General features: G+C 62.3%; 15 protein-coding genes and 1 pseudogene. 15 read left to right on the forward strand and 1 reads right to left on the reverse strand.

The window, feature by feature from the left end; translation table 11 throughout:
• The first annotated feature begins 6 nt into the window (after positions 1-6).
• The 13 genes from paaG (at position 7) to paaZ (ending at position 14,158) form a co-directional block, all read left to right on the forward strand.
• The gene (paaG, locus tag ASE98_RS02725; protein WP_060539874.1) at positions 7-798 is read left to right on the forward strand and encodes a 2-(1,2-epoxy-1,2-dihydrophenyl)acetyl-CoA isomerase PaaG; all 792 of its coding nucleotides are present in this window, start codon (positions 7-9) and stop codon (positions 796-798) included.
• 3 nt (positions 799-801) lie between these two features.
• Complete coding sequence (gene paaH / locus ASE98_RS02730; protein WP_060539875.1) at positions 802-2,319, forward strand: 3-hydroxyacyl-CoA dehydrogenase PaaH; 1,518 nt, start codon at positions 802-804, stop codon at positions 2,317-2,319.
• The gene (paaI, locus tag ASE98_RS02735; RefSeq protein ID WP_060539876.1) at positions 2,312-2,761 is read left to right on the forward strand and encodes a hydroxyphenylacetyl-CoA thioesterase PaaI; all 450 of its coding nucleotides are present in this window, start codon (positions 2,312-2,314) and stop codon (positions 2,759-2,761) included. The genes paaH and paaI overlap by 8 nt, the downstream gene beginning before the upstream one ends.
• A complete protein-coding gene (pcaF, locus tag ASE98_RS02740) occupies positions 2,754-3,965 on the forward strand; it encodes a 3-oxoadipyl-CoA thiolase (RefSeq protein WP_060539877.1) in 1,212 nt (403 codons plus the stop codon). Before paaI ends, pcaF begins: the two co-directional genes overlap by 8 nt.
• A gap of 98 nt (positions 3,966-4,063) precedes the next feature.
• Entirely contained in the window at positions 4,064-5,389 is a 1,326-nt protein-coding gene (gene paaK, locus ASE98_RS02745; RefSeq protein ID WP_060539878.1) for a phenylacetate--CoA ligase PaaK, read from the forward strand.
• A 694-nt stretch (positions 5,390-6,083) separates the two neighbouring features.
• Positions 6,084-7,073, forward strand: a complete 990-nt coding sequence (gene paaA, locus ASE98_RS02750; protein WP_060539879.1) for a 1,2-phenylacetyl-CoA epoxidase subunit PaaA — start codon at positions 6,084-6,086, stop codon at positions 7,071-7,073.
• A gap of 28 nt (positions 7,074-7,101) precedes the next feature.
• Positions 7,102-7,383, forward strand: a complete 282-nt coding sequence (gene paaB, locus ASE98_RS02755) for a 1,2-phenylacetyl-CoA epoxidase subunit PaaB (protein WP_007943393.1) — start codon at positions 7,102-7,104, stop codon at positions 7,381-7,383.
• A gap of 8 nt (positions 7,384-7,391) precedes the next feature.
• A complete protein-coding gene (gene paaC, locus ASE98_RS02760) occupies positions 7,392-8,153 on the forward strand; it encodes a 1,2-phenylacetyl-CoA epoxidase subunit PaaC (RefSeq protein WP_060539880.1) in 762 nt (253 codons plus the stop codon).
• Complete coding sequence (gene paaD / locus ASE98_RS02765; RefSeq protein WP_060539881.1) at positions 8,140-8,673, forward strand: 1,2-phenylacetyl-CoA epoxidase subunit PaaD; 534 nt, start codon at positions 8,140-8,142, stop codon at positions 8,671-8,673. The genes paaC and paaD overlap by 14 nt, the downstream gene beginning before the upstream one ends.
• Positions 8,674-8,706: 33 nt before the next feature.
• Complete coding sequence (paaE, locus tag ASE98_RS02770; protein ID WP_060539882.1) at positions 8,707-9,783, forward strand: 1,2-phenylacetyl-CoA epoxidase subunit PaaE; 1,077 nt, start codon at positions 8,707-8,709, stop codon at positions 9,781-9,783.
• 181 nt (positions 9,784-9,964) lie between these two features.
• Positions 9,965-10,273, forward strand: coding sequence for a DUF485 domain-containing protein (locus ASE98_RS02775; RefSeq protein WP_060539883.1), 309 nt, complete (start codon positions 9,965-9,967; stop codon positions 10,271-10,273).
• Positions 10,270-11,916 (forward strand): cation acetate symporter, encoded by a 1,647-nt coding sequence (locus ASE98_RS02780; protein WP_060539884.1) that lies wholly within the window; start codon positions 10,270-10,272, stop codon positions 11,914-11,916. Before ASE98_RS02775 ends, ASE98_RS02780 begins: the two co-directional genes overlap by 4 nt.
• Before the next feature lie 172 nt (positions 11,917-12,088).
• Positions 12,089-14,158, forward strand: coding sequence for a phenylacetic acid degradation bifunctional protein PaaZ (paaZ, locus tag ASE98_RS02785; RefSeq protein WP_060539885.1), 2,070 nt, complete (start codon positions 12,089-12,091; stop codon positions 14,156-14,158).
• Positions 14,159-14,404: 246 nt separating this feature from the next.
• Here paaZ and ASE98_RS02790 read toward each other — a convergent pair.
• Positions 14,405-14,647 (reverse strand): annotated as a pseudogene (locus ASE98_RS02790) (helix-turn-helix domain-containing protein); the annotation flags it as partial.
• A gap of 286 nt (positions 14,648-14,933) precedes the next feature.
• Here ASE98_RS02790 and ASE98_RS02795 point away from each other — a divergent pair.
• Together ASE98_RS02795 and ASE98_RS02800 are read left to right on the forward strand one after the other, a co-directional pair.
• Complete coding sequence (locus tag ASE98_RS02795) at positions 14,934-15,716, forward strand: enoyl-CoA hydratase-related protein (protein WP_060539887.1); 783 nt, start codon at positions 14,934-14,936, stop codon at positions 15,714-15,716.
• Complete coding sequence (locus tag ASE98_RS02800; protein ID WP_060539888.1) at positions 15,713-16,894, forward strand: acetyl-CoA C-acyltransferase family protein; 1,182 nt, start codon at positions 15,713-15,715, stop codon at positions 16,892-16,894. The genes ASE98_RS02795 and ASE98_RS02800 overlap by 4 nt, the downstream gene beginning before the upstream one ends.
• The last annotated feature ends 81 nt before the right edge of the window (positions 16,895-16,975 follow it).

The raw sequence follows: 16,975 nt of genomic DNA on the forward strand, positions 1-16,975 counted from the left end.
CAGACCATGAACTTCGAACACATCCTGTTTTCCATCGAGGCCGGCGTCGCCCTGCTCAGCCTCAACCGCCCGGACCAGCTCAACAGTTTCAACACGCAAATGCATGGTGAAGTGAAGGAGGCGCTGAAACAGGTGCGGCAGAATCCGGACGTGCGCGTCTTGTTGCTGACCGGTGAAGGCCGAGGCTTCTGCGCCGGGCAAGACCTGAGCGATCGCAACGTCGCACCGGGCAGCGCCGTGCCGGATCTGGGTGAGTCGATCGAGAAGTTCTACAACCCGATGATCCGCCAGTTGCGCGACCTGCCGCTGCCGGTGATCTGCGCGGTCAATGGCGTGGCGGCCGGGGCTGGGGCCAACATCCCATTGGCCTGCGACCTGGTGCTGGCGGCGCGCTCGGCCAGTTTCATTCAGGCCTTCTGCAAAATCGGCCTGATTCCTGATTCCGGTGGCACCTGGACCCTGCCACGCCTGGTCGGCATGGCGCGGGCCAAGGCGCTGGCGCTGTTGGGTAACCGCCTGACCGCCGAGCAGGCCGAGCAATGGGGCCTGATCTACCGCTGCGTGGAAGACGCCGAACTGCGCGACGAAGCCTTGAAGCTGGCGCGCCACCTGGCCACTCAGCCGACCTACGGCCTGGCACTGATCAAACGCAGCCTGAACGCCAGCATGAGCAACAGCTTCGACGAACAGCTGGAGCTGGAACGCGATCTGCAACGCCTGGCCGGGCGCAGTGAGGATTATCGCGAAGGCGTCGGCGCCTTCATGGAAAAACGCAGCCCAAGCTTCAAGGGGCGCTGAGCCATGAGCGCACTGAACACTACCGCACGTATCGCCGTGATCGGCGCCGGGGCCATGGGTGCCGGCATCGCTCAGGTCGCGGCACAGGCCGGGCACCCGGTGCTGCTGCTGGACAACCGTCCCGGCGCCGCGGCACAAGCCATCGAAGGCATCAACCGGCAATTGGGCAAGCGGGTCGACAGCGGCAAGCTGTCCGCCGAGTCGCGCAGCGCAACCATTGGTCGCCTGGTGGCTGTGGAAGCCATCGAAGCCCTGGCCGATTGCGATTTGATCATCGAAGCCATCGTCGAGAACCTTGAGGTCAAGCGCGCGCTGTTCCGCCAGCTCGAAGGCATCTGCGGCGAACACTGCATTCTGGCCAGCAACACCTCGTCGCTGTCGATCACCAGCATTGCTGCACAGCTGAGCCATCCGCAGCGCCTGCTCGGCCTGCACTTCTTCAACCCGGCGCCGGTGATGGCGCTGGTGGAAATCGTTTCCGGGCTGGCCAGCGATCCAGTCCTGGCCGAATGCCTGTACGACACCGCCAGGGCCTGGGGCAAAAAACCGGTGCATACCCGCTCTACTCCGGGCTTCATCGTCAACCGCGTGGCCCGGCCGTTTTATGCCGAAAGCCTGCGCCTGCTGCAGGAAGGCGCTGCCGATTGCCCTACCCTGGATGCACTGATGCGCGACGCCGGCGGATTTGCCATGGGTGCGTTCGAGCTGACCGACCTGATCGGCCACGACGTCAACTACGCGGTGACCTGCTCGGTGTTCAACGCCTACTACAACGACACGCGCTTCCTGCCTTCGCTGATCCAGAAAGAACTGGTGGACGGCGGGCGCCTGGGTCGCAAGAGCGGGCAGGGTTTCTATTCTTACGCCGAAGGTGTCGAGCGCGCGTTACCTGCGCAGGTCGCCAGCACCGCGACCGTGGATGTGTGCATCGTCGAAGGTGATCTGGGCATTGCCCGGGGTCTGCTTGCGCGCCTTCGCGAGCAGGGCATCGAAGTTATCCAGCGCGATGGCCGGGGCCTGCTGCGCGTCGGCGACGCCGTACTGGCTTTGAGCGATGGACGCATGGCTTGCCAGCGCGCCAGGGAAGACGGGCTGCGCAATCTGATTCTGCTGGACCTGGCACTGGATTACGGCCAGGCCAAACGCATCGCCATCAGTTGCGCGGAGGGCATTGACCCACAAGCTCTGGAACAAGGAATCGCGCTACTGCACCAGGCCGGCTTCAAAGTCAGCCAACTCAGCGACAGCCCCGCCCTCGCGGTGCTGCGTACCGTGGCCATGCTCGCCAACGAAGCCGCCGATGCCCTGCTGCAAGGCGTGGCTTCGGCCGCCGACATCGATCTGGCCATGCGCGCCGGGGTCAATTACCCGCAAGGCCCGCTGGCCTGGGCGGATGCGATCGGGCTGCGGCACATCCTCAGCGTACTGGAAAACCTGCAAGCCGTTTACGGCGAAGAACGCTATCGCCCTTCGCTGCTGTTGCGTCGCCGGGTCGCTGAAGGGAGAACATTCCATGACTAACCATGAAGCGATGAACCTGGCCAGCACCTGCGCCCAGGCCTTGTTCCAGCGCGACACCGCCAGCCAGGCCATGGGCATGCGCCTGCTGTCCGCAGGTCCCGGTTGCGCCCGGGTGGGCATGACCGTACGCGCCGACATGCTCCAGGGCCATGGCACCTGCCACGGCGGCTACCTGTTCGCCCTCGCCGACTCGGCGTTCGCGTTCGCTTGCAACAGCTACAACGAAGCCACCGTGGCCATCGGCTGCAGCATCGACTACATCGCCCCGGCACGACTGGGCGATACGTTGAACGCCGACTGCATCGAGCAAAGCCGTTCCGGGCGCACCGGCAACTATGACGTACGCATTGAAAACCAGCAGGGTCAGTTGATCGCCCTGTTCCACGGCAAATCCTACAAAGTGCGCGGCCCCGTGCTGGCGCAGGAGACCCCTGATGAATGACGCCCTGATCATCGACGCGGTACGCACCCCGATCGGCCGCTATGCCGGAGTGCTGAGCGGCGTGCGCGCCGACGACCTCGGCGCGGTGCCCCTGCGCGAACTGCTGCGCCGCCACCCGCAAGTCGACTGGAACACGGTCGACGACGTGATCTACGGCTGCGCCAACCAGGCCGGTGAAGACAACCGCAACGTCGCACGCATGTCGGCACTGCTGGCCGGCTTGCCGGTCAGCGTGCCCGGCACCACCCTCAATCGCCTGTGCGGTTCCGGGCTGGATGCGGTCGGCAGCGCAGCCCGGGCTATTCGCAGTGGCGAAGTCGGCCTGATGCTGGTCGGCGGCGTCGAATCGATGTCCCGCGCACCGCTGGTGATGGGCAAGGCCGAGCAGGCATTTTCCCGCCAGGCCGAGATCTTCGATACCACCATCGGCTGGCGCTTCGTCAATCCACTGATGAAAAAGGCCTACGGCATCGACTCCATGCCGGAAACCGCGGAAAACGTCGCCGCACAGTTCAACATCTCCCGGGCCGATCAGGACGCTTTCGCCCTGCGCAGCCAGCAACGCGCCGCTGCGGCCCAGGCCAACGGGCGCTTGGCCAAGGAGATCGTTGCAGTAGAAATTCCCCAGCGCAAAGGCCCGGCCAAAGTGGTCGAGCACGATGAGCACCCGCGCGGCGATACCACCCTGGAACAGCTTGCCAAACTCGGCACACCGTTCCGCGAAGGCGGCAGCATCACCGCCGGCAACGCCTCCGGAGTCAATGACGGTGCCTGCGCCCTGTTGCTGGCCAGCCCCGAAGTCGCCAAACGTCACGGCCTGACCGCACGCGGTCGGGTGGTGGCGATGGCCACCGCGGGCGTCGAACCGCGAATCATGGGCATCGGCCCGGTACCGGCAACGCGCAAGGTGCTGGAAGTGGCCAACCTGAGCCTGGCGGACATGGACGTCATCGAGCTCAACGAAGCCTTTGCCGCACAAGGCCTGGCGGTATTGCGCGAACTGGGCCTGAGCGACACCGATCCACGGGTCAACCCCAACGGCGGCGCCATTGCCCTCGGTCATCCGCTAGGCATGAGTGGCGCGCGCCTGGTCACCACCGCCCTGCATGAGCTTGAGGAACGCAACGGTCGCTACGCCCTGTGCACCATGTGCATCGGCGTCGGCCAAGGCATCGCGCTGATCATCGAGCGCTTGTCCGACTAAAGAACCGCGATTCCCGGGGAGCCGAGAGGTATCCTTGGGGCATGCACTCAAAGCCCCTGTGCAAAGGGCTGGAACACAAAAATAATTCGAGTGAAGTTATGAACATGCCAATAGCCCGATCCACGCTTGATCCTGTGCTGGACCCGCTGGAAACCGCCAGCATCGACGAGTTGCGCCAGCATCAGCTGGAGCGCCTGCGCTGGAGCCTGAACCACGCCTACAACAACGTGCCGCTGTACCGTCAGCGCTTCGATGCCCTGGGCGTGCACCCGGACGACATCAAGTCCCTGGATGACCTGGCGAAGTTCCCCTTCACCACCAAGTCCGACCTGCGCGACAACTACCCCTACGGCATGTTTGCCGTGCCGATGCACGACATCGTGCGCCTGCACGCATCCAGTGGCACCACCGGCAAACCGACCGTGGTCGGCTACACCCAGAACGACATAGACACCTGGGCCAACGTGGTCGCACGCTCGATCCGCGCAGCCGGTGGCCGGCGTGGCGACAAGGTACACATCTCCTATGGCTACGGCCTGTTCACCGGCGGGCTCGGCGCGCATTACGGTGCCGAACGCCTGGGCTGCACGGTGATTCCGATGTCCGGCGGCCAGACCGAGAAACAAGTGCAACTGATCAAGGATTTCCAGCCGGACATCATCATGGTCACGCCGTCCTACATGCTCAACATCGCCGATGAAATCGAGCGCCAGGGCATCGACCCGCACAAACTCGCCCTGCGCCTGGGCATCTTCGGCGCCGAGCCATGGACCGCCGAACTGCGCAGCGCCATTGAAGCGCGCATGGGCATCACGGCCCTGGACATCTACGGTCTTTCGGAAATCATGGGCCCGGGCGTGGCCATGGAATGTGCCGAAACCAAGGATGGCCCGACTATCTGGGAAGACCATTTCTACCCGGAAATCATCGACCCGGTCACTGGCGAAGTGCTGCCGGACGGTCAGATGGGTGAGCTGGTGTTCACCTCCCTGAGCAAAGAAGCCCTGCCGATGATCCGCTACCGCACCCGGGACCTGACGCGCCTGCTGCCGGGCACCGCACGACCGATGCGGCGCATCGACAAGATCACCGGGCGCAGCGATGACATGCTGATCATTCGTGGGGTCAACGTATTCCCGACCCAGATCGAGGAGCAGGTACTGAAAGTCAAACAACTTTCCGAGTGCTACGAAATTCATCTGTATCGCAATGGCAACCTGGACAGCGTCGACGTGCATGTCGAGCTTCGGGCTGAACATCAGCACATGAGCGATGAACAGCAGAAGGCGGTTTGTGGCGAGTTGAGCAAGCACATCAAGACGTATATCGGGATCAGTTCGCGGATCGTTTTGCAGCCGTTCCACGCGATCAAGCGGTCGGAGGGCAAGGCTTGCCACGTGGTGGATAAGCGTCCCAAGGCGTGATGGTTTAAAGAATGACTGCTGCACCCCTTATGGCCCTGCTTTTGCGGGGCTTTTTTTGCGCGGGTGGAAAGTTCAAGTTATGCGTAGCGGCTGAGATCCAACCCCCTCACCCCAGCCCTCTCCCCCAAGGGGGCGAGGGGGAAAGGGAGCAGATCTTTGTAGATTTCAAAACCTGAGTTCGACTCGAAATTTTCCGGTCGATGCACCTCGAAAGAACCCACCGTCGGCTCCCCCCTCTCCAAACCTGAGTCCAACCCGTTTTTTCAGGTCGATGCACCTCGAAAGAACCCACCGTCGGCTCCCCTCCCTTTCCAAACCTGAGTCCAACCCGTTTTTCAGGCCGATGCACCTCGAAAGAACCCACCGTCGGCTCCCCCCTCTCCAAACCTGAGTCCAACCCGTTTTTTAGGTCGATGCACCTCGAAAGAACCCACCTTCGGCTCCCCTCCCTCTCCAAACCTGAGTCCAACCCGTTTTTTCAGGTCGATGCACCTCGAAAGAACCCCTCCGTCGGCTCCCTCTCCCTCCGGGAGAGGGCTGGGGTGAGGGTGGCTTTTTGGATCTTGGCAAAGACCGTCCATCCCAAAGCGATACAAAAACACATACGACACGATATTTACTGTTTGATATTAATTTCTGTATCGCTTATAAAGTTCTCCATGCCTTCAACAGATTCACGGCGGGAGACACCCGAATGTACGCACAGCTTGTAGAAACCGGCGTAAAGCGCATCAAGGACCTGTCGGAGATGTCCGAACAGGAACGCGCCTTCCAGGAAAAAATCGATTCAGAAATCAAGATCGAAGCAAAAAACTGGATGCCCGATGCCTATCGCCAGACCCTCATCCGGCAGATCTCGCAGCACGCTCACTCGGAAATCGTCGGCATGCTGCCGGAAGGCAACTGGGTCACCCGCGCGCCAAGCCTCAAGCGCAAACTGCAACTGATGGCCAAGATCCAGGACGAAGCCGGCCACGGTCTCTACCTGTACAGCGCCATGGAAACCCTCGGCGCTGACCGCGATGAAGAGATCGACAAGCTGCACAGCGGCAAGGCCAAGTACTCGAGCATTTTCAATTACCCGACGCTGAACTGGGCCGACATGGGCGCAGTAGGCTGGCTGGTCGATGGGGCGGCGATCGTCAACCAGGTGGTGCTGCAGCGCACCTCCTACGGCCCGTACTCGCGGGCGATGATCCGCATCTGCAAGGAAGAGAGCTTCCACCAGCGCCAGGGCTACGAAATCCTGCTGACCATGATGCGCCACGGTACTCAGGCGCAAAAAGACATGGTCCAGGACGCGATCAATCGCCTGTGGTGGCCGTCGCTGATGATGTTTGGCCCAAGCGACGAACACTCGCCGAACAGTGCGCAATCGATGGCCTGGAAAATCAAGCGCCAGAGCAACGACGAACTGCGCCAGCGCTTCATCGACCAGACCATCCCGCAGCTTGAGCTTTTGGGCTGCACCTGCCCCGACCCGGACTTGAAGTGGAACGCCGAACGTGGCCACTACGACTTCGGCGAAATCCAGTGGAGCGAATTCTACGAAGTGCTCAAGGGCAACGGCCCGTGCAATCAGGAGCGCGTCGACACCCGCCGCAAGGCGATTGAAGACGGTGCCTGGGTTCGTGAAGCCGCCGTCGCCCACGCCCGCAAAAAACAAAACAAGAACGCCGCCTGATTCGGCCACCTGATCTGGAGACACCGCCATGTCCGAATGGACCCTCTTCGAAGTCTTCGTGCGCAGCAAGCACGGCCTCAACCACAAGCACGTCGGCAGCGTACATGCCGCCGACACCACCATGGCCATCGAGAATGCGCGCGAGCTCTACACCCGTCGCAGCGAAGGCGTGAGCCTGTGGGTGGTGCCTTCGGCCCTGATCACCGCCTCCTCCCCCGATGAAAAAGACCCGCTGTTCGACCCATCGGACGACAAGGTTTACCGCCACGCCAGCTTCTACGAGCTGCCGGCCGAAGTCGGGCACATGTGAGGTCGACCATGAACAACAAGACCGATCTGATCGAATACCTGCTGCGCCTCGGCGACAGCGCCCTGATCCAGGGCCAGCGCCTGTGCCAATGGTGCGGCAAGGCACCGGCCCTGGAAGAAGAGCTGGCGCTGATGAACGTCGGCCTCGACCTGGTGGGCCAGGCACGCAACTGGCTGGACTACGCCGCCGAACTGCTGGATGACGGCCGCGACGCCGATCACCTGGCGTTTCGCCGTGACGAGCGCGCCTATCGCAACCTGCTGCTGGTGGAGCAACCCAACGGCGACTTCGCGGTGACCATGCTCAAGCAGTTTCTCTATGACGCCTGGCATCTGCCGGTGCTGCAGGGCCTGAGCCAGTCCAGCGACGAACGCATTGCCGGGATCGCCGCCAAAGCCGTTAAGGAAGTGACCTATCACCTGCGTCGTTCCGGCGAATGGATCGAGCGTCTGGGTGACGGCACCGAGGAAAGCCACCAGCGCATGCTCGCGGCGATCCCCGAAGTCTGGCGCTTCACCGTCGAGCTGATCGCCGCCGACGACAGCGAACAACGCCTATGCGACGCCGGTATCACGCCGGACATCTCCAGCGTCGCCGACCAGTGGCAAGCCAAGGTCAACGGGATTTTCACCAGCGCCACCCTGCCCGTTCCCGCTGCGCCAAGCTATTTCTACCTGAATGCACGCAAGGGCCTGCACACCGAACACCTGGGCATCCTGCTGGCGGAAATGCAGTTCCTGCCCCGAGCGTACCCCGATGCAACCTGGTGATCTGATCGCCAGCGACCTCGGCGCCCGGCCGGCTCAACCAACCGACCTGGCTGCCGCGTGGGCGATCCTGTCCGAGGTCATGGACCCGGAAGTGCCAGTGGTCAGCGTCGTTGACCTGGGCATCGTTCGCGATCTCGACTGGCAGGCCGGTCACCTTCACGTGGTGGTCACGCCGACCTACTCCGGCTGCCCGGCCACCGAGGTGATCGAGAGCGACATCCGCCAAGCCCTGGAACTCGCCGGATTCAAGGCGCCGCAACTCGAGCGCAAATTGACCCCGGCCTGGACCACCGACTGGATCAGCGACATCGGCCGCGAACGCCTGCGCGCTTACGGCATCGCGCCACCCGAAGGCAGTACCAGCAAGCGCAGCCTGCTCGGCGAGAGCCCGGTGGTCGTCTGCCCGCAATGCGGCAGCGCCCACACCGAAGTGCTCAGCGAGTTTGGTTCCACCGCGTGCAAGGCGCTGTATCGCTGCATCGAGTGCCGGGAACCGTTCGACTATTTCAAGTGCATCTGAGCGGCAATCGGCCGTCCCAGCTGGAGAACAACAATGAGTAAATTTCACAGCCTGACCATCAAGGACGTGCGTGCCGAGACCCGTGACGCGGTATCCATCGCCTTCGAGATTCCGCAGCACTTGCAGGACAGTTTCCACTTCACCCAGGGCCAGCACCTGGTGATGCGCACCCAGTTGGACGGCGAAGAAGTGCGCCGCTCCTATTCGATCTGCACCGGCGTCAACGACGGTGAACTGCGCGTTGCCATCAAGCGTGTGGCGGGCGGGCGTTTCTCTGCCTTTGCCAACGAGCAACTGCAAGCCGGGCATAGCCTGGAAGTGATGCCGCCGGCCGGGCATTTTTGCGTCGAACTCGACCCGGCGCGCCACGGCAATTACCTTGCGGTCGCGGCAGGCAGCGGCATCACGCCGATTCTGTCGATCATCAAGACCACGTTGCAAACCGAGCCCCACAGCCGCGTCACCCTGCTGTACGGCAACCGTTCCAGCTCCGGTGCGCTGTTTCGCGAACAGCTCGAAGACCTGAAAAACCGCTACCTGCAACGCCTGAACCTGATCTTCGTGTTCAGCCGCGAACAGCAGGATGTCGACCTGTACAACGGCCGGATCAACGCCGAGAAATGCGAGCAACTGTTCAGCCGCTGGCTCGACGTCAAAACGCTCGACGCCGCCTTCATCTGCGGCCCACAGGAAATGACCGAAACCGTGCGCGACAGCCTCAAGGCCAAGGGCATGCAGCCCGAGCGCATTCATTTCGAACTGTTCGCTGCCGCCGGCAGCGAGCACAAACGTGCCGCCCGTGAAGCCGCGCGACAGGTGGATGCGGCAGTCAGCCAGATCACCGTGATCAGCGACGGCCGTGCCCTGGCCTTCGACCTGCCACGCAACAGCCAGAGCATCCTCGACGCCGGTAACGAGCAAGGCGCGGAACTGCCCTATTCGTGCAAGGCCGGCGTGTGCTCGACCTGCAAGTGCAAGGTCATCGAAGGCGAAGTGGAAATGGACAGCAACCACGCCCTGGAAGACTACGAAGTGGCCGCCGGTTACGTGCTGTCGTGCCAGGCGTTCCCGATCAGCGACAAGGTCGTGCTGGATTTCGACCAACTCTGATGCCCTGTTTTGTCGGATAACACAAACCCTGTGGGAGCGGGCTTGCTCGCGAAGACGGAATATCAGGCGCCATCCATGTTGAATGTGACGGCCTCTTCGCGAGCAAGCCCGCTCCCACATTGATCCAGTTCCAACCCGAAACTGTTTCACCCAAAACAAAAACAACAAAGGAGAGCGCGTCATGACACCCCAAGACATAGAACTCATCCGCCAGCACCCGGATTTCATCCAGTTGGTGCGGCGCAAACAAAAGCTGTACTGGTCCTTGAGCCTGGCCATGCTGGTGATCTATTACGGCTTCGTGCTGCTGGTGGCTTTCTCCCCTTCTACCCTGGGCCAATCCCTGAGCGGTGGCGTGACCACCGTGGGCATGCTGGTGGGCGTCGTGATCGTGGTGCTGGCCTTTGCCTTGACCGGTTTCTATGTCTATCGCGCCAACAACGTGATCGACCCGCTCAATGAAAAACTCAAGCAGGAGTGCGCCCGATGAGCCGCCTTCTCGCGTTGTTCCTGCTGCCGCTGGCGACTGTCACTGATATTGCGATGGCCGGCGACGGCGCCACTCGCCCACTGAACTGGAATGCCATCGGCATGTTCCTGGTGTTCGTGCTGTTCACCCTCGGCGTGACGCGCTGGGCGGCACTTCGCACCCGGTCCACCGCCGACTTCTACACCGCCGGCGGTGGCATGACCGGCTTTCAGAACGGCCTGGCGATTGCCGGCGACATGATTTCGGCAGCCTCGTTCCTCGGCATCTCCGCGATGATGTTCCTCAATGGCTATGACGGCTTGCTCTACGCGCTGGGCGTATTGGCCGGCTGGCCGATCATTCTGTTCTTGATTGCCGAACGCCTGCGCAACCTGGGCAAATACACCTTCGCCGATGTCGTCTCCTATCGCCTTGAGCAAACGCCGGTGCGCCTGACTTCGGCGTTCGGCACCTTGACCGTGGCCCTGATGTACCTGGTGGCGCAGATGGTCGGCGCCGGCAAGCTGATCGAGTTGCTGTTCGGCATCGACTACCTCTACGCAGTCATGTTGGTCGGCGTGTTGATGGTGTTCTACGTGACCTTCGGCGGCATGCTCGCCACCACCTGGGTGCAGATCATCAAGGCGGTGATGCTGTTGTTCGGCACCACTTTCATGGCGTTCATGGTGCTCAAGCATTTCGGTTTCAGCACCGAGGCGATGTTTGCCGGCGCCACCGCCGTGCATGCCAAGGGCAACGCGATCATGGCGCCTGGCGGCTTGCTCTCCAACCCGATCGACGCGATCTCCCTGGGGCTGGGCATGATGTTCGGCACTGCCGGCCTGCCGCACATCCTGATGCGTTTCTTCACCGTCAGCGATGCCAAGGAAGCGCGTAAAAGCGTGTTCTACGCCACCGGTTTCATTGGCTACTTCTACTTGCTGCTGATCATCGTCGGCTTCGGCGCAATCGTCATGGTCGGTACCGATCCGGCGTTCCGTGACGCCAGCGGCGCAATCATCGGCGGCGGCAACATGGTCGCCGTGCACCTGGCCCACGCGGTGGGCGGCAATCTGTTCCTGGGGTTCATTTCCGCAGTCGCCTTCGCCACCATTCTGGCGGTGGTCGCCGGGCTCGCGCTGTCCGGCGCCTCGGCGGTATCCCATGACTTGTATGCCTGCGTGATGCGCAAGGGTAAGGCCAGCGAGCAACAGGAAATGCGCGTGTCGCGGATCGCCACCCTGTGCATCGGCGTGCTGGCGATCATCCTCGGCCTGCTGTTCGAGTCGCAGAACATTGCCTTCCTGTCCGGCCTGGTGCTGGCCATCGCCGCCTCGGTGAATTTCCCGGTGCTGTTCCTTTCGATGTACTGGAAAGGCCTGACCACCCGCGGCGCGGTCACCGGCAGCCTGATGGGACTGGTCTCGGCAATTGTCCTGCTGGTCCTGAGCCCTGCGGTGTGGGTCAACGTGATGCATCACGACAAGGCGATCTTCCCGTACTCCAACCCTGCGCTGTTTTCCATGAGTCTGGCGTTCTTCAGTGCCTGGCTGTTTTCCGTTACCGACACCTCCCCCCGTGCAGCCCTTGAGCGTGGCCGTTATCTGGCGCAGTTCATCCGCTCGATGACCGGCATTGGTGCCTCCGGTGCCAGCAAACACTAAATGAAGAGCGCTCAGTGGGCAGGGAAAAAAATAATGAGACCCGCACGCAAAGATTTGAATACCGCCATTGATGAGAACCGATTGATCGTCGGTTACACCCTGGCGCTTTGGTAATCCTGCAAAGGCGCGGTTGCGGCCGCGCCCACATCTTTCACTACCAGGAGCAATCGTGATGTCCTCTTCACCTGCACTGCATGCCCCCACCCTGCAAAGTTTCATCGCCGGTCGCTGGATCGGCCAACAAGGCGCTCAAGTACTGCGTAGCGCCATCGACGGCCATGAAATCGCCCGTACTCATGAGGAGCGTCCGGACTTCGCCGAAGCCATCGAGCACGGCCGTCGCCAGGGCATCAGTGGCTTGATGGCTCTGGATTTCCAGCAACGCGCTCAACGTCTCAAGGCTCTGGCCCTGTACCTGAGCGAGCGCAAGGAACAGCTCTACGCGATTTCCCACCACAGTGGCGCCACCCGTGCCGACAGCTGGATCGACATCGAAGGCGGCAACAGCACGCTGTTCACCTACGCCAGCCTCGGCTCCCGTGAACTGCCGTCGGGCAACGTCGTCCACGAAGGCCCGGCCATGCAGCTGAGCAAAATGGGTACGTTCGCCGGCACCCACATCCTGGTGCCTCGCGGTGGCCTGGCGGTGCACATCAATGCGTTCAATTTCCCGATCTGGGGCATGCTGGAAAAGTTCGCCCCGAGCTTCCTCGCCGGCATGCCATGCATTGTCAAACCAGCCAGCGCCACCAGCTATCTGACCGAAGCCGTGGTACGCATGATGGACGAATCCGGCCTGCTCCCACCGGGTAGCCTGCAATTGATCATCGGCGGCACAGGTGATTTGCTCGACCGCCTGCAAGGCCAGGACGTGGTGACCTTCACCGGTTCCGCCGACACTGCGGCCAAGTTGCGGGTCAACCCGAACCTGATTCGCAACTCGGTGCCGTTCAATGCCGAAGCCGACTCGCTGAACTGCGCGATCCTCGCCCCGGACGTCACTCCGGATGATGAAGAGTTCGAGCTGTTCATCAAGGAAGTCGCCCGGGAGATGACCACCAAGGCCGGGCAGAAATGCACCGCCATCCGCCGCGCCATCGTGCCGGCCAAACACATCGATGCCGTGGCCACGCGCCTGCGTGATCGCCTGGCCAAAGTGGTGGTTGGCGATCCGTCAGTGGAAGGCGTACGCATGGGTGCACTGGCTTCCCACGACCAGCAAAAAGACGTGGCCGAGCGCCTGGAAAGCCTGTTACAGAGCAGCGACATGCTGTTTGGCGCTCGCGACGGTTTCGAGCCGCGTGGTGTCAACGTCGACAACGGCGCGTTCTTCGCCCCTACCCTGTTGCAGGCCCGCGACCCGCATGCCGAAGGCGGCGCCCACGATATTGAAGCGTTCGGTCCGGTCAGCACGTTGATGGCTTACGACGACCTCGATGAAGCGCTGGCTCTGGCGGCACGCGGCAAAGGCAGCCTGGTGGCCAGTTTGATCACCAAAGATCCGCAAATCGCCGCCAAAGCCATTCCGGTGGCGGCTGCGTTGCATGGTCGTTTGTTGGTGCTGGACCGTGAATCCGCTGGCGAATCCACTGGCCACGGCTCGCCGCTGCCGCAACTCAAGCACGGCGGTCCGGGTCGTGCCGGCGGCGGTGAAGAACTCGGCGGTCTGCGTGCCGTGAAACACTACCTGCAACGCGCGGCAGTGCAAGGTTCGCCGACTATGCTGGCGGCGGTTACCGGCGAGTACGTGCGTGGTGCCAAGGTTATCGAGACCGAGGTGCACCCGTTCCGTCGCTACTTCCAGGACCTGCAGATCGGCGAGTCGCTGCTGACTCACCGTCGCACCGTCACCGAGGCCGATCTGGTGAACTTCGGCTGCCTGTCGGGTGATCACTTCTACATGCACTTCGACGACATCGCCGCCAAGGAATCGCAGTTCGGCAAGCGCATCGCCCACGGCTACTTCGTGCTGTCGGCAGCGGCCGGTCTGTTCGTATCCCCTGGCGTCGGCCCGGTGCTGGCCAACTACGGCCTCGATACCCTGCGCTTCATCAACCCGGTGGGCATCGGCGACACCATCCAGGCGCGCCTGACCTGCAAGCGCAAGATCGACCAGGGCAAGAAGAGCCCGCAAGGCATCCCGCAAGGGGTGGTGGCGTGGGATGTGGAAGTGACCAACCAGCTGGGTGAGCTGGTGGCGAGCTACGACATTCTGACCCTGGTCGTAAAACGCGAAGACTGACTACGTCCCTTAGGAGCCGGCTTGCTGGCGATGGCGATCAACCGGCAAAGATGATGCCGACTGACCCACCGCCATCGCCGACAAGCCAGCTCCTAAAAGTCCGCGTGTGCCCTGCTGTACACAAGACCTGTAGGAGCGAGCATGCTCCGGGCGGCGTTCCGACGATGGTCATGAACGATGGCACTGGCTGCCTGACACCCCGTGGCGATCTCCGGTTTTTCGCGAGCATGCTCGCTCCTACAGAGGTCAGTGCCTGCGCAACCACTCGATAGACAACGCAAACAACTTCGACTGCGAACCCACCTCCAGTTTCCGGTACAGGTTCTTGCGGTGCATGCGCACGGTTTCCGGGGAGATGTTCATCTGGCTGGCCATGGACTTCACCGAGTGTCCGCGCAAGACCATCTGCGCTACTTCCCGCTCGCGCTCGATGAGCACATCACAGCCCAATTGCTCGAAGGCCGACTGCACCCGCTGCTTGAGGTCATCGTCGGCCGCCACTTCGAGGATGCACACCCTCACAGACTGGAAATCACCTTAAGCAGTGTCTTGCCCATAGCAAATGCACCGTATCAAGCGAGTTCGGCTCTGGATGCGCGGATGCCCTTACTATTGGACGATTTACCGGGCCGCACCATACCCCGAATGGGTGTGTACCGCTTTTCGCTCGCAGGCATGGCAAAAAACAGCAGCGCAGTTGACCCGTTTTGCCATGGATCAGGGGGTGTCCGGCGCTTAAAGTGGCACCCTGAACCGACCACCCCAGGTACAAGTGATGACTGACTTGATCAAACGCGAACAACGTGAAGGCGTACTGACGCTGACACTTGACCGTCCCGACAAGCTCAACGCACTGAACAACAGCCTGTACACGCAACTGGCCGACCTCTTGCTGGCCGCCGACGAAGACGAGCAGACTGGCGTCATCATCCTGACCGGCGGCCCGACCTGCTTCACCAGCGGCAATGATCTGGTGGACTTTCTCCAGCACCCACCGACGCATCTGGACAGCCCGGCATTCCGCCTGATGAAGGTGGTGACCCGCCTGCAAAAGCCGTTGATTGCGGCGGTATGCGGGGCGGCCATCGGCATTGGCACCACCTTGCTGCTGCATTGCGATCAGGTATTGGTCACGCGCAATGCCAAGCTGCGCATGCCGTTTGTCAATCTGGGCCTGTGCCCCGAGTTCGGCGCCAGCCTGTTGTTGCCACGCCGCCTCGGCCACGCCCGCGCCGCGCGCTTGCTCCTGCTGGGCGACAGCCTGGATGGGAGCGAGGCCGTCGCCTGGGGCCTGGCCAACGAAGCCTTCGCTGACGGCGCCCAATGCCTGGCGGCGGCGACAAAGATCGCCCAGCGCTTTCTCGCATTGCCGCAGGAGGCCTTGCGCCAATCCCGGCAGTTGATGAAACAGGCCAGCCTGGCAGAACTTGAAGCCACTTTGCGCGAAGAAAACCTGCTGTTCATCCAGCGACTTAACACCGACGAGGCGAAAACCGCCTTGAACGCCCTGCTCAATCGCAGTACCGAAAAGCATTCACCGAAAGGAACCCAGCCATGAACACCCCCGAAATCTACGTCGTCAGCGCCGCCCGCACCGCCATTGGTACCTTCGGTGGTTCACTCAAGGACGTGCCGCCGGCCGACCTCGCGACCACCGCCGTGAAAGCCGCCCTGCAACGGGCCGGCGTCGATCCGGCCCAGGTTGGCCATCTGGTGATGGGCAACGTGATCCCGACCGACACCCGCGACGCCTACATCTCCCGCGTTGCCGCGATCAATGCCGGCATCCCGAAAGAAACCCCGGCCTACAACGTCAACCGCCTGTGCGGTTCGGGCCTGCAAGCCATCATCAATGCTGCACAGACGCTGATGCTCGGCGATGCCGACATCGCCATCGGTGCCGGCGCCGAATCCATGAGCCGCGGCCCGTACCTGATGCCTACCGCCCGTTGGGGTTCGCGCATGGGTAACGTGCAAGCGATCGACTACATGCTCGGCATCCTGCATGACCCGTTCCACGGCATCCACATGGGCATCACCGCGGAAAACGTTGCCGCGCGCAACGGCATCACCCGCGAAATGCAGGACGCCCTGGCCCTGGAAGACCAGAAGCGTGCAGCCCACGCCATTGCCAACGGCTACTTCAGCGAGCAGATCGCTGGCGTGGAAATCCGTGATCGCAAAGAAACCAAACTGTTCACCCTCGACGAGCATCCACGTGCCACGACCATGGAACAGCTGGCGGCCATGAAGCCGGCGTTCAAGAAAGACGGCTCGGTCACCGCCGGTAACGCTTCGGGCCTCAACGACGGCGCCGCTGCGCTGGTCATGGCCACCGGTGCTGCGGTTCAGGGCAGCAACCTGCGCCCTCTGGCCCGTCTGGTCAGCTACGCCCACGCCGGTGTCGAGCCGGAACTGATGGGCCTGGGCCCGATCCCGGCCACCCGCCTGGCACTCAAGCGTGCCGGCCTGACCGTCGCCGACCTGGACGTGATCGAAGCCAACATCGCCTTCGCCGCCCAAGCCTGTGCCGTCAGCCAGGAACTGGACCTGGACCCAGCCAAGGTCAACCCGAACGGTTCGGGTATCGCCCTGGGTCACCCGGTTGGCGCGACCGGCGCGATCATCGCCACCAAGGCCATCCATGAACTGCACCGCGTCAACGGCCGTTATGCGCTGGTGACCATGTGCATCGGTGGTGGTCAGGGGATTGCGGCGATTTTCGAACGCGTTTAAATAACAGCCGCACAAAAAGGCCGGCGATCGTGAGATCACCGGCCTTTGTTTTTTCTGTGCATTCAATTCCTTCCTACCGCA

Source organism: Pseudomonas sp. Leaf48, from assembly GCF_001421885.1.
Lineage (GTDB): Bacteria > Pseudomonadota > Gammaproteobacteria > Pseudomonadales > Pseudomonadaceae > Aquipseudomonas.

What these genes read in the sequence shown, in the direction of transcription:
- paaH (WP_060539875.1), top strand. Translation starts at nt 802, where the DNA reads ATGAGCGCACTGAACACTACCGCACGTATCGCCGTGATCGGCGCCGGG.
- pcaF (WP_060539877.1), top strand. Translation starts at nt 2,754, where the DNA reads ATGAATGACGCCCTGATCATCGACGCGGTACGCACCCCGATCGGCCGC.
- paaK (WP_060539878.1), top strand. Translation starts at nt 4,064, where the DNA reads ATGAACATGCCAATAGCCCGATCCACGCTTGATCCTGTGCTGGACCCG.
- paaD (WP_060539881.1), top strand. Translation starts at nt 8,140, where the DNA reads ATGCAACCTGGTGATCTGATCGCCAGCGACCTCGGCGCCCGGCCGGCT.
- ASE98_RS02780 (WP_060539884.1), top strand. Translation starts at nt 10,270, where the DNA reads ATGAGCCGCCTTCTCGCGTTGTTCCTGCTGCCGCTGGCGACTGTCACT.
- ASE98_RS02775 (WP_060539883.1), top strand. Translation starts at nt 9,965, where the DNA reads ATGACACCCCAAGACATAGAACTCATCCGCCAGCACCCGGATTTCATC.
- paaZ (WP_060539885.1), top strand. Translation starts at nt 12,089, where the DNA reads ATGTCCTCTTCACCTGCACTGCATGCCCCCACCCTGCAAAGTTTCATC.
- paaB (WP_007943393.1), top strand. Translation starts at nt 7,102, where the DNA reads ATGTCCGAATGGACCCTCTTCGAAGTCTTCGTGCGCAGCAAGCACGGC.
- paaC (WP_060539880.1), top strand. Translation starts at nt 7,392, where the DNA reads ATGAACAACAAGACCGATCTGATCGAATACCTGCTGCGCCTCGGCGAC.
- paaG (WP_060539874.1), top strand. Translation starts at nt 7, where the DNA reads ATGAACTTCGAACACATCCTGTTTTCCATCGAGGCCGGCGTCGCCCTG.
- paaI (WP_060539876.1), top strand. Translation starts at nt 2,312, where the DNA reads ATGACTAACCATGAAGCGATGAACCTGGCCAGCACCTGCGCCCAGGCC.
- paaA (WP_060539879.1), top strand. Translation starts at nt 6,084, where the DNA reads ATGTACGCACAGCTTGTAGAAACCGGCGTAAAGCGCATCAAGGACCTG.
- ASE98_RS02795 (WP_060539887.1), top strand. Translation starts at nt 14,934, where the DNA reads ATGACTGACTTGATCAAACGCGAACAACGTGAAGGCGTACTGACGCTG.
- paaE (WP_060539882.1), top strand. Translation starts at nt 8,707, where the DNA reads ATGAGTAAATTTCACAGCCTGACCATCAAGGACGTGCGTGCCGAGACC.
- ASE98_RS02800 (WP_060539888.1), top strand. Translation starts at nt 15,713, where the DNA reads ATGAACACCCCCGAAATCTACGTCGTCAGCGCCGCCCGCACCGCCATT.